Annotated in this window: 12 protein-coding genes and 1 riboswitch; of the genes, 2 read left to right on the plus strand and 10 right to left on the minus strand. The window is 71.4% G+C overall.

Translation table 11 applies throughout. The features are described 5' to 3' along the window. The first annotated feature begins 27 nt into the window (after nucleotides 1-27). Nucleotides 28-1053: an NADP-dependent oxidoreductase gene (locus ACQP1V_RS24340; protein WP_433412018.1), complete on the plus strand. Its 1026-nt coding sequence runs from the start codon at nucleotides 28-30 to the stop codon at nucleotides 1051-1053. A 34-nt stretch (nucleotides 1054-1087) separates the two neighbouring features. On the opposite strand, the gene ACQP1V_RS24345 is transcribed toward ACQP1V_RS24340, so the two are convergent. From ACQP1V_RS24345 to hppD, 7 genes are all read right to left on the minus strand, one after another. Further along, the gene (locus tag ACQP1V_RS24345) at nucleotides 1088-2404 is read right to left on the minus strand and encodes an MFS transporter (protein ID WP_433412020.1); all 1317 of its coding nucleotides are present in this window, start codon (nucleotides 2402-2404) and stop codon (nucleotides 1088-1090) included. After that, nucleotides 2401-3297 carry a polysaccharide deacetylase family protein gene (locus ACQP1V_RS24350; RefSeq protein WP_387416940.1) on the minus strand — a complete coding sequence of 299 codons (897 nt, stop codon included), beginning with the start codon at nucleotides 3295-3297 and terminating at the stop codon, nucleotides 2401-2403. The genes ACQP1V_RS24345 and ACQP1V_RS24350 overlap by 4 nt, the downstream gene beginning before the upstream one ends. Nucleotides 3298-3340: 43 nt before the next feature. Next, nucleotides 3341-4549 (minus strand): ROK family protein, encoded by a 1209-nt coding sequence (locus ACQP1V_RS24355; RefSeq protein WP_433412022.1) that lies wholly within the window; start codon nucleotides 4547-4549, stop codon nucleotides 3341-3343. Nucleotides 4550-5089: 540 nt separating this feature from the next. Further along, the gene (locus tag ACQP1V_RS24360) at nucleotides 5090-5497 is read right to left on the minus strand and encodes a PPOX class F420-dependent oxidoreductase (protein ID WP_433412024.1); all 408 of its coding nucleotides are present in this window, start codon (nucleotides 5495-5497) and stop codon (nucleotides 5090-5092) included. 234 nt (nucleotides 5498-5731) lie between these two features. After that, complete coding sequence (locus ACQP1V_RS24365) at nucleotides 5732-6472, minus strand: glycoside hydrolase family 25 protein (protein WP_433412026.1); 741 nt, start codon at nucleotides 6470-6472, stop codon at nucleotides 5732-5734. A gap of 401 nt (nucleotides 6473-6873) precedes the next feature. After that, nucleotides 6874-7012, minus strand: a riboswitch (cyclic di-AMP (ydaO/yuaA leader). A gap of 330 nt (nucleotides 7013-7342) precedes the next feature. Further along, on the minus strand, nucleotides 7343-8578 hold the full coding sequence (locus ACQP1V_RS24370; protein WP_433412028.1) for a Glu/Leu/Phe/Val dehydrogenase dimerization domain-containing protein: 1236 nt from the start codon (nucleotides 8576-8578) through the stop codon (nucleotides 7343-7345). 91 nt (nucleotides 8579-8669) lie between these two features. Continuing rightward, entirely contained in the window at nucleotides 8670-9875 is a 1206-nt protein-coding gene (gene hppD / locus ACQP1V_RS24375; protein WP_433412030.1) for a 4-hydroxyphenylpyruvate dioxygenase, read from the minus strand. 281 nt (nucleotides 9876-10156) lie between these two features. On the opposite strand from hppD, the gene ACQP1V_RS24380 reads away from it, so the two are divergent. After that, nucleotides 10157-11143, plus strand: coding sequence for an NAD-dependent epimerase/dehydratase family protein (locus ACQP1V_RS24380; RefSeq protein WP_433412032.1), 987 nt, complete (start codon nucleotides 10157-10159; stop codon nucleotides 11141-11143). An 8-nt stretch (nucleotides 11144-11151) separates the two neighbouring features. Here ACQP1V_RS24380 and ACQP1V_RS24385 read toward each other — a convergent pair whose 3' ends face one another. The 3 genes from ACQP1V_RS24385 to ACQP1V_RS24395 are packed head-to-tail and all read right to left on the minus strand — an operon-like array spanning nucleotide 11152 to nucleotide 14839. Continuing rightward, nucleotides 11152-12966 carry a glycoside hydrolase family 15 protein gene (locus ACQP1V_RS24385; protein WP_433412034.1) on the minus strand — a complete coding sequence of 605 codons (1815 nt, stop codon included), beginning with the start codon at nucleotides 12964-12966 and terminating at the stop codon, nucleotides 11152-11154. 41 nt (nucleotides 12967-13007) lie between these two features. Further along, nucleotides 13008-13547 carry a hypothetical protein gene (locus ACQP1V_RS24390; protein WP_433412036.1) on the minus strand — a complete coding sequence of 180 codons (540 nt, stop codon included), beginning with the start codon at nucleotides 13545-13547 and terminating at the stop codon, nucleotides 13008-13010. 17 nt (nucleotides 13548-13564) lie between these two features. After that, nucleotides 13565-14839 (minus strand): molybdopterin-dependent oxidoreductase, encoded by a 1275-nt coding sequence (locus tag ACQP1V_RS24395; protein WP_433412038.1) that lies wholly within the window; start codon nucleotides 14837-14839, stop codon nucleotides 13565-13567. Nucleotides 14840-14948 lie beyond the last annotated feature (109 nt).

The raw sequence follows: 14948 nt of genomic DNA on the forward strand, positions 1-14948 counted from the left end.
CGCCCCGAGCACGGATGGACGATCAACGTGAACCAGCCACACCGGCCGTTGCCCGAGCGGGGCCTCGAGGTGCGGCTCGCGTCCCGGCCCCGGGGATGGCCCATCCCGGAGAACTTCGACATCGCCGAGGCCCCGGTAGAGCCTCCCGGCCCCGGGCAGCTCCTGGTCCACAACGAGATCATGAGCGTCGATCCGTACATGCGCGGCCGGATGAACGCCGGCCCGTCCTACGTCCCGTCCTTCGAGGTCGGCAAACCGCTGGAGGGCGGCGCCGTGGGCGAGGTGGTCGCGGACGCCTCCGGCCGGTTCCAGGTCGGGCAGAAGGTGGTCCACCCCCTGGGCTGGCGCGAGTACGCGCTGCTGGACGCCAAGTCGGCCCGCGTGGTCGATCCGGACGTCGCGCCGCTGGGCTCGTACCTGGGCGTGCTGGGGATGGTCGGCCTCACCGCGTACGTCGGCCTGTTCGACGTCGCGGGCTTCACCCCGCGCGACATCGTCTTCGTGTCCGCGGCGGCCGGGGCGGTCGGTTCGCTGGTGGGGCAGATGGCCAGGTTGCGCGGCTCCCCCCGCGTCATCGGCAGCGCCGGGTCGGCGGAGAAGGTCCGCTACCTGAACGAGGAGCTGGGGTTCGACGCCGCCTTCAACTACAAGGACGGCCCGGTCGTGGAGCAGCTCCGCGCGGCCGCGCCGGACGGCGTGGACGTCTACTTCGACAACGTCGGCGGCGACCATCTGGAGGCCGCCATCGACCTGCTGAACGAGCACGGCCGGGTCGCCTGCTGCGGCGCGGTGGCGCAGTACAACGTCCCGGATCCGCCGCCGGGGCCGCACAACATGTTCAAGATCGTCACCAAGCGGCTGGCGTTGCGGGGTTTCATCGTCGGGGACAGCGCCCGGCGCATGCCCGACCTGCTGCACGAGGTCGGCGGCTGGCTGCGCGACGGCCGGCTGCGCGAGCGTCAGACGGTCGTGAACGGCCTGCGCAACGCCCCGGACGCGTTCCTCGGCATGCTGAGGGGCGAGAACATCGGCAAGATGCTCGTCACGATCTGAGCCCGGCCGCCGCCTCGCCCCGTGATGACGGTCCTCAAGGAGCGGGTCGGCCGGGGATCGGGACCGGGTCGCTCTCGCCGGCCGGGCGGACGCCCGCCCGCAGCGGGTAAAGCAGGAAGCAGCCGAACGCCACCGCCAGCACGATCAGGGGAACCCCGCCCAGCATCAGCCGGACGCCGGTCACGACGGAGCCGGGCTGCACGGCCGCCCCCGCCTGGTAACCGGACCGGGACAGCACCACACTGATGATCACCGCCTGGAGCGACACCGCCCAGCGGACGATGAACCCGTTCATCCCGAAATACATCCCCTCGCGGCGGGCGCCCGTCCTGCGCTCGTCGTCGTCGATCACCTCGGCGAGCAGGATCTCCAGGAGGACCAGCATGCCCGCGATCCCCACGCCGACCGCGGCCCCGGCGACGGCCGCGAGGGCGAGACCGCCGACGAAGAGGAACGGCACGAGGGCCGCGCCGTACACGATGATCGCGGCGAGGACGGCGCGGCGCGGGCCGATCCGGGTGGTGACCCGGCTCCAGACGTAGACGAGCGGGATCGCGGTGACGAACACCGCGCCCAGGATGACGGTGTTGGCGGAGTCGGGCTCGCCCAGGGCGTACTTGGTGAAGAACGGGATGCCCGCCTGCAGCAGGGCGAAGGTCAGTTGCAGCAGGAAGCTGCCCAGGACGTATGTGACGAACGCCCGGTTGGCGAGCGTGTAGCGGACCGCGGTCAGGAACCCGAAGCTCTCGCGTTCGGCCCGGACCCGCTCGACCGACCCGCGCAGCGACAACGCGAAGAAGGCCAGCGCGACGACGCCGAAGACCATGCCCATCGCGGGCCATCCGATGAGCCCGTACAGCACGGGCGCGGCGGCGACGCCGACGATCATGCCGACGATGGCGAACATCTGCCGCCAGGACGCGGCGGCGGCCCGCTCGGCGATGGTGGTGAACATCTCGGGGAACAGCGCCACGTAGTTCAGCACCACGACGACGAACAGCACGTCGTAGACGAGGACCGCGATCAGGAAGTACCAGAAGCGGGCGGTTCCGCCGTCCACGAGCGGGATCCAGATCATGGTGAACGCCGCCGCCAGCGGCGCCATCCCGATCGCGATGTACGGCACCCGCCTCCCCCAGCGGGTGCGCGTCCGGTCCGAGACGTGCCCCACCAAAGGGTTGAGCAGCGCGTTCACGATGCCGTGGATGACCATGGCGACGCCGATCAGCGCCGGATCGACGCCGAGGTGGTCCACGTAGTAGAAGGTGGCGAAGGTCGCGAACGCCTGCGCCAGCAGGTTGACCGACAGGTTGCCCGACCCGTAGGCGAGCATCCGGCCGCGGCCGGTCATCGCGACCTCTGCAGGGCGCGCAGGTCGGACCAGCCGATCAGCCGGACGCCCTCCTCGTCGACCGCCCGGCGGACCTCCGGATCGGTGAAGAGCCGCAGCTCCATGGCGCGCTTCGCGTGGTGCGGCATGATCTGCCGCAGCTCGCCGGTCTCCTCGAACGGGTGGATGTAGAGCTCCGTCACGCCGGGTCGCAGCGCCCGGATCAGCCCGATCATGTCGTTCCTGACGCTCTCGTACGTCTCACCCTCGGCCAGCTCGAACGGCAGCGTCCAGAGCCGGTCGAGGATCACCACCCCAGCCGCGTCCGCCGCCTCCGCCCGCGCCGCCGCGATCGGCTCCAGCTCCTCGGGCAGGCCCATGCCGTCCAGGGTCCTGGGCAGCCGGAACGGCAGGCCGTGCTCGGCGCACGCCTTGAACACGACGTCCAGGAAGTCCCGGCCGGTCACCAGGCCGTACAGGCTGCCCATGTGGTTGTCGGCGTGCGAGGGGTCCAGGCCGAGGGTCACGGCCCTGCGGATCTGGGCGGTGATCTCGGCGTGGACCTCGTCCGGGTCGGCCCGCTCCTCGACCGCCCGGCAGTCGGCCGGGAAGTAGCCGGCCTCGTCCACCAGCGAGGACACCCCGCGGTCACGGGTCACCGGCCCCCACCGGTAGCCCTCCCACTCGCTGGTGAAGGTCAGGTGGACGCCCACGTCGTAGCCGCCGGCGACGGCGGTACGGATCGCTTCGGGGGCCCACGGGCACGGGGTCATGACGGTCGCCGAGCTGATGGCGCGGGCGGCGAGCAGCGAGGTGATGCCGGTGTTGGCCGCCCGGCACATGCCGTAGTCGTCGGCGTTGACGATCAACAGCCGGTCGTCCTCCCGGGCGCCGAGCCGTCGTGCGAGGTTCACGTGGTGTCCCCTTTCCTGGAGCCGCTTTCCTGGAGCCGCGCGGTCACCCGGCGGAGTCGGTGTCGTTCGGCCGGCCTCCGGGGCCGGCGTCCTGCGGGGGCGCGCCCGTGGCGGCGGCGAAGGCGCGTTCCCTGGCGTGATGGCGGGCGAGCCAGGCCGCGCCGCGCAGGACGGCGTCGTCGGGCACACCGCTCGCGATGACCCTGATCGGCAGCGGAGCGGCGTCCTTGGCGAGGTGGTGGCGGACCCGGCCGAGCAGCAGGTCGGCGTTGGCGCCGACCGCCCCGCCGAGCACGAACAACTCCGGCTCGATCACCAGGGCGATGGATGCCGCGACATGGGCGATCCGGCGGGCGGTGGCGTCCACGACCGCGAGCGCCTTCTCGTCGCCGCCCCTGGCGCGCTCGAAGAGCTCGCGGGGGGACGGCCGGCCCGCGATGCCGGCCGCCCTGGCCTGCTCGGCGATGCGCCGGGCGCCGAGCACCTCGGTGCCGAGCTCGGTCGCGGGGTGGGGCAGGAAGCCGACCTCGCCCGCTCCTCCGGCGAACCCCCGGTGCAACCGGCCCCCGAGCACGATCCCGGCGCCGAGGCCGACGCCGACGCCGAGCAGGACGAAGTCGCCGACGTCCGCGCACGCGCCGAACCGCTGCTCGGCGACGGCGGCCAGGTTGACGTCGTTCTCCAGGAGCAGCGGCATGGGCAGGTCGCGCTCGATCGCCTCGACCAGCCCCTTGCCGCCCTGCGGCAGGCCGTACGCCCGTCGGATGGTGCGGCCGTCGCGGCCGACGATGGCGGGGACTCCGATGACGGCCTGGCCCACGGCGGCCACGCCGATGCCGGCCCGTCCGGCGCACTCGGACGCGAGGGCGGTCACCGTGTCCGCCAGGGCGGCGGCGTCCCGGCGCGGCGCGGGGGCCTCGGCGCGGGCGAGGACCTCTCCGGTTGCGTCCACGACCGCGACGCGGACCCGCAGGTGCCCGATGTCGACGCCGAGGCCGAACGCGCAGCGGGGGGCGATCCGGTAGAGCGTCGCGGCGGGTCCCCTGCGCGCGGTGTCGGTGCCCGCCTCGTCGACGACCTCGCGCGCGATGAGCTCGCGCAGCGCCTGGGCGACGGTGGTCTTGGACAGGCCGGTCGCCCTGGTGATCTCGGGTCGGCCCAGCGGCCCCTCGCGCTCGATGACGTCGAAGACGGCGCGCGCGTTGATCGACCGGAGCAGGCCCTGCGGCCCCGCGAGGTAGTCGCCGCCCACGCTCACCCTCCGTCCCGGTGCCGAGTAGGTCGGAAACTTTCCTACTCAGGGTGAGCGCATTTCTATCCCATGGGCCGCCCCACGACAAGGGGGTACCGCGCGCGCTCCCATGACACGCGAACGCCGGTGCCTTCGGCCCGGTCCGCACAGCGGCGCAGCACCCCGTCGGGCCACGAGGACTCCGGGATGATGGGGCAGTTCGTGATCGTCGAACCCGGCACCGAGAGCCAGGTGAACCTCGCCCTCCCCACGCACCCAGGGCACTAAGGAGTGTCTGACAAATGCTGCCCGTAGCGAGCGCGATCCCAGACGGATGCATCGCAGGGCGGAGGAGGAGGCCGTAGCGGAGCCTACGGCCGACAATCCCGGGCCCCGCGGAAAGTCCGAGCCTGCGAGGACTTTTCGTGGGTGGGGTGGGGCGTCAACGCAGCGAGGCGCCGTCTGGGCCGCGCGCAGCAGGGCTTGATTTGTCAGACACGACCCAGGGAGGCGGGGGAAGGGCGGGGGCGTCGTCTTCCTCCGCTCTTCTACCCGACTCCGTCACGCCGCGTTGCCCACCACGCGTTTCGGCGTGATCCGGATCGCCACGCGTACGTCTTCCGGGGGCAGCCGCAGATACTCTTCTCCAGCGCCGGGGCCCTCGTACTTCTCAGCCAGCTCCACCGCCAGCCGCCTTCCCTCATCCTCGGTGACCGCCGCCACCCCGCGGACCTCGACGTATCTCTCGGGATCCGAACGGTCGACCACGCTGAGACTGGCGCGCGGATCGCGCTGCAGGTTCAGGACCTTGCGCCTGCCGGCCTGGGACGAGATGACCACGTCCTCACCGTCGATGCCGACCCAGACAGCCGAGGTCTGAGGGCTGCCATCGGGATTGAGAGTGGCGAGGATGCCGATGTTGGGGGCGTTGAGGATCTTCCTGGCGAAATCACTGAGAGAAAAGCTCATGATCGACAGCCTAGGCCGCAGGCGCGTGGATCTTGGCACGGGGTCCGCGCGCTTCGGCTGGAACGCCCGGCCGGGTCAACCCTCTCCCGCTCGCAGGCAACACCTTCCGTTACCGCATGCTCGGGGCGCTCCCGGGCGGCGCCAGACAAGAGACGCTCGGCTGGGATACCCCCAGCCGAGCGTCTCGCTATGTTTCTCACCGCCGGTAACTGATCACAGTGTTGCGACGACCCCCTACGCCTTGGCGGCGGGGCGGCCCAGGGCGCGCAGCTGGTCGACGCTCAGCGCCGAGACGTTCTCGTCGATGGGGTCCTCGGTGTACTGGTGGATGGCCCAGCTCTTCCAGTCGGCGGGCGGGGTCACGGTGCCCTTCGCCTTGCTGTAGTGGGCGACCCAGAGCGGGTACTCGGCCAGGCCACGGCCGTAGGTGTCGGCGAAGTTCCACCCGCTGTAGATCAGCGGCGTGGCGCCCGTCTTCGCCTTCACGTACGCGAGCCAGGTCTTGGCCCATTTGTTGACGTGCGCGACGGACATGCCGTCGGTCGCCTCCAGGTCGAGCACGAGCAGGTCGCCCTGCTTGCCGGGCTGCGCGTTCACCACGGAGAGGAAGTGCTTCGCCTCGGCGATCGGGTCGTTGCTGGGGTGCGCGAAGTGGTAGGCGCCGCGCACGATGCCCTTCTCGCCGATCTGCCGCCAGTTCCGGGCGAAGGTGCCGTCGCGGAAGGTCAGGCCCTCGGTGGCCTTGACGATGCCGAACTGCGCGGGGCTGGCGCTCCAGTCGTGGTCGGGCTCGTGGTTGGAGATGTCCTCTCCGTAGATGAACGGGGCGACGGCGGCCTTCTCCTCGGCCGCGGCGGGGACGGGACGGTCCGGTGTGGCGTGCGCCGGGCCGGACAGGACCAGGGCGGCCGACGTGGAGACGGCGGCCAGCAGTCCGGCGGCGGACGCGATGCGAAGGTTACGACGAAGAGACATCAGGTTTCTCCTACGGGGGGCAATCGAGGGAACTGCCTGGGGAGTGGGATCGGTGGTGTGCGGGGGCACACGGGTGCCGTCGCGCCCGCTCTTCGCGACCCGTGGCGGGGTCCGGGTCACCGTGAGCCGATGACCGCCGACTGCCTGCGCGACCCGCCGGAACGGTAAGAGCGTCCGGGGTTCGGGCAGGCGGGAGCCCGGGGGGTGAAAGTGCGAGAGCGGCGCGGAAAGGCGAGGTCGACGAGGCGAGCCTGAAGACCGGGCGCGAGGATGGGGGTCCTCGGGGCCGTCAGGCGGCGCCTACCGGCAGCGCGTCAGGCGAGGGCGCCGCGCGTGCCGTGACAGGTCCGGCCTGGGGGCTTCGGACGAGGGGTAGACCGATGCTCGGGCATGAAGGGTCCTCCTTCCTTCCACACCGCCTACCGGGTTAGCTGACGGGTTCGGGCTGGGAGGTGCCCTACGGCACGCCGCTCGGCGTGTCGATTCACCCCGGGAGTGGGTCCCCGGCTCCGCGCGTGGCGGACTCGGCGGCCGCGCGCCGTCCCGGTGGGGGTCCCACCGGTCACGCGCGGTCCTGGTATGAGGTCGCGGCACGGTAACGACGACGTTGGCGTCACCTACCGCGACATCGCCCTAAAGCTACCTAATCCGACATACAGCAATAAATAGGACAGATAATTTTTTACCTTCCACCTGACAGCATCGTCATGATCGAGTCAGGCGGACGTCGCCTCACGGGCCCCCTGGGGCCGCCCTCGGCGACCGTCCAGCCGGAAGGTCAGCAGCTTGGACCGCAGGTAGCCGAACTTGCAAAAGACGGGAGCGCGGTGGCGATCGCCACCGCGCTCCCGCGCGTACGTGTGGGGAGGGTCAGGTGAGCTGTTCGAGGGCGATCTCGAACGCGGTGCTCGCCACCCCGGTGGGCTCCGGCGAGCGCTCGTGGCACTTCCTGATCGCCGACTCGATGGTGGCCGACACGTCGGAGAAGATCGCCTCGTCGGAGACGTCCACACCCTCCCGCATCAGGAGGGCGAAGGTGCGGGCCATGCCGCTGTTGGCGATGAAGTCGGGCACGACCGCGACGCTCTTGTCGGCGTGCTCGTACGTCGGGCCGTAGAAGATCTCGGTGTCGGCGAACGGCACGTTGGCGCCGCACGCGATCACCTCCAGGCCGCGCGCCGCCATGCGGTCCACCTGCTCGCGGGTGACGAGCCGGGACGCCGCGCAGGGCAGGAAGACCTCCGCGCCGGCGTCCCAGACGGCGGCGTCGATCGCCTCGTGCGGCATCATGCCGGGGGCGCTCAGGGTGTTGCCGTCCTTGGCGAGGAACAGCTCGCGCACCTCGTCGAGGCCGTACCCGGCGGGGTTGAGGATCCCGCCGTTGCGGTCGATCACGCCGACCACCCGCGCGCCGGCCTGGGCCGCGTAGTAGGCGGCCGCGGCGCCGACGTTGCCCCAGCCCTGGACGATGACGCGCTTGCCCGCGATGTCGCCGCCGTAGACGGCGTAGTAGTGCCGCACCGACTCGGCCACGCCCCACCCGGTGATGAGGTCGGCGATCGCGTAGCCGCCGGAGCGCCCGGCGGGGGCGGGGGTGTAGTGGGCGTCCTCCACGACCTTGCCCACGCCGAGGCGGAGCCGTCCGACCCGCCGCACGAGCTCCCGGTCGGTGGCGTCGTAGTGGCCCCGGACCACGCCCTCCTGCGGGTGCCACAGGCCGTGGCTCTCCGTGATGGGCACGACCTCGCGCACCTCGTCCACGTTGAGGTCGCCGCCGGTGCCGTAGTACGTCTTCAGCAGCGGGGTGACCGCCTTGTACCAGCGGCGCAGCACGTCGTTCTTACGGGGGTCGCGCGGGTCGAAGTCGATGCCGGACTTGGCCCCGCCGATCCGGGGCCCGGAGACGGTGAACTTGATCTCCATCGTCTTGGCCAGCGACACGACCTCGTCGCGGTCGAGCCCGGGGCGCATGCGGGTTCCGCCGCCCGCGGCGCCTCCCCTGAGCGAGTTGATCACCACCCATCCCCTGGCCGGGGTCTCGGGATCTTGCCACTCGAAAACGATCTCCGGTGCCCGGTTCTCGAACCGGGCGAGCAGATGCTTCATATCCTGTTCCTGCTTCGGTAGAGGGTCTGGTGGTGATCGGCGCACCGCGGCCGGGCGGCCGTCACGCCCTCGGGCGTGACGACCCGGATCGCTAGAGGTTGCCGCGCCGGTCCTGCTCACGCTCCAGCGCCTCGAACAGCGCCTTGAAGTTGCCCTTGCCGAAGCCGAGGGAGCCGTGCCGCTCGATGAACTCGAAGAAGACCGTGGGACGGTCGCCGATCGGCTTGGTGAAGATCTGCAGGAGGTAGCCGTCCTCGTCGCGGTCCACGAGGATGCCGCGCTTCTGCAGCTCCTCGACCGGGACGCGTACCTCGCCGATGCGGGCCCGCAGCTCCGGGTCCTCGTAGTAGGAGTCCGGGGTGTCGAGGAACTCGACGCCCTCCTCCCTCAGGAGGTCGACCGTGTGCAGGATGTCGTTGGTGGCCAGGGCGAGGTGCTGGGCGCCCGGCCCCCGGTAGAACTCCAGGTACTCGTCGATCTGGCTCTTCTTCTTGGCGATGGCCGGCTCGTTCAGCGGGAACTTCACCCGGTGGTTGCCGTTGGCCACGACCTTCGACATCAGGGCCGAGTACTCGGTGGCGATGTCGTCGCCGATGAACTCGGCCATGTTGGTGAAGCCCATCACGCGGCGGTAGAAGTCCACCCACTCGTCCATGCGGCCCAGCTCGACGTTGCCCACGACGTGGTCGAGCGCCTGGAAGAGCCGCTTCGGCGCGCCCGCGCGCTTGACGTAGGAGGAGGTCCGCTCCACATAGCCGGGCCGGTACGGGCCGTCATAGCGCGAACGGTCCACCAGGCTGTGGCGGGTCTCGCCGTAGGTGGCGATGGCCGCGATCCGGATCGTGCCGTGCTCGTCGGTGACGTCGTGCGGCTCCTCGATCACGGTCGCGCCCTGAGCGCGGGCGTGCTCGACGCAGCGGTCCACGTCGGGCACCTCGAGCGCGATGTCGATGACCCCGTCCCCGTGCGCGCGGTGGTGGTCGTGCAGCGGGCTGTCCGGGGCGACCCCGCCCTTGATGACGAACCGGATGGCCCCGCTCCTGAGCACGTACGCGTGGTGGTCGCGGTTGCCGGTCACCGGGCCGGAGTACGCCACCAGCTCCATGCCCAGGGCGGACTGGAAGTAGTGCGCCGACTGCGTGGCGTTGCCCACCACCCATTCGATGGCGTCCCATCCGGTCACCGGGAAGGGGTCGGTGGAGTCGTCGTAGGAAACCAGGCCCACGAGCTGCTGCAGCTCGTCGAGGTTGAGTTCGGCCAGGCGTTCCTGGTCGGTGAGGGTCTGCTGGATGCTCACGATCTCCTCCAATGACTGGGTGCCTTCCCCCGCAAAACGGGCGGACTTCGCATATGGGAACGCATGCGAAAGGAGCTGCGCAAGAAACCCGAAAGTCGCTATTCGATCTGCCATGTTTGTCGAGCGGTCGCGCGGTTACGCTGTACAGATTGTCCACCTCGTGCGGCGGCAGCTCGACGGAGGCGCTCAGCCGAACGCCGCGAGACCTCGCCGGGCGGTCGCGCCACGTACGCGGGATCGTGAAGCGGGCGCGGGAGTGGGCGGCCGGTTACTCTCGGCGAGTGAGAATTCTGGTCACCGGAGCGGCCGGCTTCATCGGAAGCCACGTCGCCGAGATCCTTGTCGAGGCCGGTCATGACACGTCCGGCTTCGACGTGCGCGACGGCGCGGACATCCGGGACGCGGACGCGCTGGACCGCGCGACGGACGGCGTGGACGCGGTCGTGCATCTGGCGGCCAAGGTCGGGCTCGGCGTGGACATCGCGGACATGCCCTCCTACGTCTCCGTGAACACGTACGGCACCGCCGCGCTGCTGGCCGCGATGGCGCGGCGCCGCGTCGCGCGGCTGGTCCTCGCCTCGTCGATGGTCGTCTACGGCGAGGGCGCCTATGACTGCGCCGCGCACGGCAGGGTGCGGCCGGGACCCCGCGCCGTACGGGATCTGGCGGCCGGGTTCTTCGATCCACGCTGTCCGCGCTGCGGCGCCGCGCTGACCCCGGCCGCCATCGGCGAGGACGCGCCCCTGGACCCGCGCGGTGTCTACGCGACCACCAAGGTCTCCCAGGAGCACCTGGCCGCGAACTGGGCACGTGAGACCGGCGGCACGGCGGTCGCGCTGCGCTACCACAATGTGTACGGTCCGCGGATGCCCAGGGACACTCCGTACTCCGGAGTGGCCGCGATCTTCCGATCCGCGCTGGAGGCGAGGCGGGCGCCGGCGGTGTTCGAGGACGGCGGGCAGTTGCGTGACTTCGTCCACGTGCGTGATGTCGCCCGCGCGAACACCGTCGCGCTCGACGCCGGGGCGCCCGGCGCGTTGGCCGCGTACAACATCGCCAGCGGAGAACCGCACACCGTCGGGGAGCTGGCGGCCGCGCTCGCCGCGGAACGCGGCGGCCCCGAACCCGTGATCACCGGTGAGTACCGGCTGGGCGACGTGCGGCACATCGTCGCCTCGCCGGACCGGGCGGCGGCGGAGCTCGGATTCCGCGCCCGCGTCGGCTTCGCGGCCGGGATGAGGGAGTTCGCCACCGCGCCACTCGGCTGAACCGCCCGTCACGGGCACGGCGGCCGGCCGCCGGCGCCGATCGCCCGGGCGGCGTTGATCAGGCCGATGTGGCTGAACGCCTGGGGGAAGTTCCCGATCGGTTCCCCGGTGACCTGGTCCACCTCCTCGGCCAGCAAGCCGACGTCGTTGGCGTACGAGGCCGCGGTACGGAACACCCGTTCGCCGCGTCCGGTCTGCCCGGTGAGAGCCAGCGCGTGGGCGAGCCAGAAGGTGCACAGCAGAAACGTCCCCTCGGGGCCGGTGAGCCCGTCGCGGGTACGGTAGCGGAGCACCAGCCCACGCCGGTCCGCCAGCCGCGTCGCGACGGCTTCCACAGTCGACCGCACCCGCGGATCGTCGCCGGACAGGAACCCCACCAGCGGGAGCATCAGCGCCGACGCGTCCAGATCCGTCCCGTCGAGTACCTGGGTGAACGCGCCCACGTCCTCGTTCCAGCCCCGGGTGAGGATCGCCGCCCGGATCCGCTCGCGCGTGTCTTCCCAGAAGGGCACCCTGTCGGTGGCGCCGAGAACCGGGGCCAGGGCGACGGCCCGGTCCAGGGCGACCCAGCACATGAGTTTCGAATGCAGGAAATGCCGGCTCGGGCCGCGGATCTCCCACATGCCCTGGTCGGGTTCCTGCCAGCGGCGCGCGGCCGATTCGGCCGCGCCGAGCAGGAAAGAGCGCGTGAGCGGGTCGAACCGGCTGGGGGAAAGCTCGTAGGCCGCGTCGAGCAGTTCGCCGTAGACGTCGAGCTGACGCTGCCGCCAGGCGTCGTTGCCGATCCGCACCGGGGCGCTGCCGCGCCACCCGGTCAGGTGCGGCAGGGTCCTCTCACTCAGATCGCGTTCTCCGCCCACGCCGTACATGATCGGCAGGTCGGTGTCGCGGTCGAGCAGACCGGCCGCGGCACCGGCGAGGAAGGAGAAGAACGCGGTCTCCTCCTTCTCGCACGCGGCGGTGGCGAGCGCCTGAAGGGTGAGGCTGGCATCCCGTACCCAGGTGTAGCGGTAGTCCCAGTTCCGCTCGCCGCCGACGCACTCGGGCAGCGAGGTGGTCGCCGCGGCGACGATGGCGCCGGTGGGAGCGAAGGTCAGCGCGCGCAACACCCGCCCGCTGTGCCCGACCAGTTCCCGCCAAGGGCCCTGGTAGCGCGCGTGCTCACGGGACCAGGAGCGCCAGCCCCGCGCCGTGTCCCCGATCCGGCGGTGGACGCGCCCGGGGCGCCAGCACGGCGGGGCCGGCTCCCAGACCGGCCCGGTGCGCAGGGCGAGGCCGAGCCGCTGTCCGGCGCGCAGGGTGACCGTGGCCCGCGCGGTGGCGTCGCGCACGTGCAGTTCGACCGGGCACGACAGGGTCAGCACCTGCGCTCCTCCTCGCGCCACCAGCCCGCCGCGCACCGGTTCCATCAGAGGCCGGATGAGCCCGAACTCGGGCCGGGGGGCGAAGTCCACGGTGATCGGCACCTGCCCCTCGACGCAGGACACCTCACGGAGGAGGGCGCTCGGCGAGGCCACGCCGAGCGCGTGCCCGCGTTCCCGGCGGCCGAGGGCGAGCGTGTCGCGGAGCACCGCGGTCCCGGTCGCGGTGCGGAAGGTCGTCTCGACCACGAGGGTGTCGTCCAGGTACCTGCGGGTGATCTCAGCCGGGCAGGCCGGGCCGACGGACCAGTGTCCGGCGTTCTCGTCCAGCAACCGGGCGAAGATCGCCGGGCTGTCGAAGCGGGGAGAGCACAGCCAGTCGACCGAGCCGTCCGACGAGACCAGGGCCGCTGACCGGCAGTCCGACAGCAAGGCGTAGTCGCTGATCGCTCGCGTGCTCACACAGGCACCTCGTCCGGTTGGTTTGCGTGTCGGACGGCCGGTCACCCCTGTCCGGGGCCGGGTGGGTCGTCCGGTCGTGAGCCGGGGCCGCTCCCCTCCCCCGGCGCCCGTCGGCGCAGCCTGACGGCGTAGGCCAGCGCCGATCCGGCGAAGAGCAGGCCGGTCACCAGGAGCCACCGTCCCAGGAAGGGGGTCGTGTCCAGCGCCACCGACCTCCGGTACCCGTCCTGGGACAGGCGGAGGATCAGCGGGAACCAGACAAGCAGCAAGAGCGCCGACAGGGCGAGGGGAACGCGCAGGTAGTTGATCCACGGCGGCGGGTGGGAGAGCACGGCCGACGGCCGCACACGACGCCAGGGTCGCCACCGCACGGCGATGTCGGCGACGGCGTACAGAGGATAGAGCACAAGGTCATGGATGATCGCCGCACCGACGAACCACACGACGAAGCCCACCCAGATGCCGGCCACGACGACGCGGCTCGCGGCGTAGCCGGCCAGCGCGAAGCAGGCGAGCAGCGCGAGCAGGTGCAGCGGGTCGGCGCCGTAACGGCCGACGGCCCACTGCCGCAGGGAACGCACCCGGGAGACCATCGCCGTCACCCGCTCGGAGGCCGGAAGGTGAGCCTGCGCACCCACTTGGTGTTGTGCACGCCGGGCGCGTTCGGGACGATGATCCGGGCTGGATAGCCGTGGTCGAGGGAGAGATCCGCACCGTTGACCCGCAACGCCAGCAGGGAGCGGTGGTCGGCCACCTGCCGGGCGCTCAGCGACGCCTCGGAGAACGCGCCGCCGCGTTCCAGCGACTCCACGTAGACCTCGACGCGGCCCGGGACCGCCCCCGCGAGCCGGGCGAGGTCGGCGAGGCGCGGGCCGGTCCAGGTCTGCTGGGTCGACCAGCCCTCCACGCACGCGATGGGCAGCGCGTAGGTGTACTGCGGCAGCGCCAGCAGTTCCGCGCGTGACAGCCGCAGGTCGGTCCCGGCCAGTTCCAGCCGCCAGCCGAGACCGGTGCTCATCGGGTTGACACCCATGGCGGACGCGGACTTGTTCACCTGGAAGTCGTTCGGCCCCAGACCGTACATGCGTCCATGCGGGGCGAGCAGGGCGGTGCGGCGCAGCGGCCCGTCCAGTGTCTGCCCCACGGACAGACCGAAGATCAGCAGGGAGCCGCCGCCGACGAAGCCGAGCAGACCGCGCCGGGAGAGGCTGGGCTCCGCGGGACGGGTGGCCACCAGGCCGTCGGGGTCGGGCGGCTCCGGCCTTGTGCCGTCCAGGCCGGTGCGGAGTTCGCGGCGCAGGCTCCGTGACCGCAGTGCGCTGACCATCCGCGGCAGCTTGAGCGCGACGTGGACGGCGAATGCCGCGATGAAGATCCACGCGCCGTACAGGTGCGCCGGATAGAAGGAGAACGGGAACACGGTGTAGAAGAGCTGGATGTTGAGCACTCCGGTCACGAACTCGAACACCGCGCCGCCGACGAGCAGCAGCAGGCTGGCGCGTTCGACGGCCATGGCCAAAGAGCGGGCCGGCGGCCACGTGAACAGTTTGGGGATGACCGACCACAGCTTGGCCAGCAGCACGGGGATGAGCGTCAGCCCGAGGATGACGTGGGCTCCCTGCGTGACCCGGTACAGCCACGCGGGCCAGGTCGGCCAGTCGAAGAAATAGAACCCGAGCAGGCCGCTCTCCGGTGTCGTGTCGTTGCCGGGCAGCCACGGGTTGTACGCGGCGTACGACAGCAGGCCGGTGATCGCGATGATCGGGATGCCGAACAGCAGGACTAGACCGAACACCGAGGTCAACCAGGAACCGCGCAGCGGACTGCGCCAGAAGTCCGGCCGGAACGGCCCGGGCGGTGGATGCGATCCCAACCACGCGCCACCCCTCCGCCACACGGACTCGCCGCCCTTGCGTCCGTGCTCATTGCCTGGCTGATCTGGCACCGGATCACCACCCCCGCGTCGGCGCCCGCCGGTGTTC

Source organism: Microtetraspora malaysiensis, from assembly GCF_050947145.1.
Taxonomy (GTDB): Bacteria; Actinomycetota; Actinomycetes; order Streptosporangiales; family Streptosporangiaceae; genus Microtetraspora_A; species Microtetraspora_A malaysiensis.

Coding starts and splice junctions, on each gene's coding strand:
- ACQP1V_RS24345 (WP_433412020.1), bottom strand. CDS start 2,404: ATGACCGGCCGCGGCCGGATGCTCGCCTACGGGTCGGGCAACCTGTCG.
- ACQP1V_RS24365 (WP_433412026.1), bottom strand. CDS start 6,472: ATGTCTCTTCGTCGTAACCTTCGCATCGCGTCCGCCGCCGGACTGCTG.
- ACQP1V_RS24360 (WP_433412024.1), bottom strand. CDS start 5,497: ATGAGCTTTTCTCTCAGTGATTTCGCCAGGAAGATCCTCAACGCCCCC.
- ACQP1V_RS24370 (WP_433412028.1), bottom strand. CDS start 8,578: ATGAAGCATCTGCTCGCCCGGTTCGAGAACCGGGCACCGGAGATCGTT.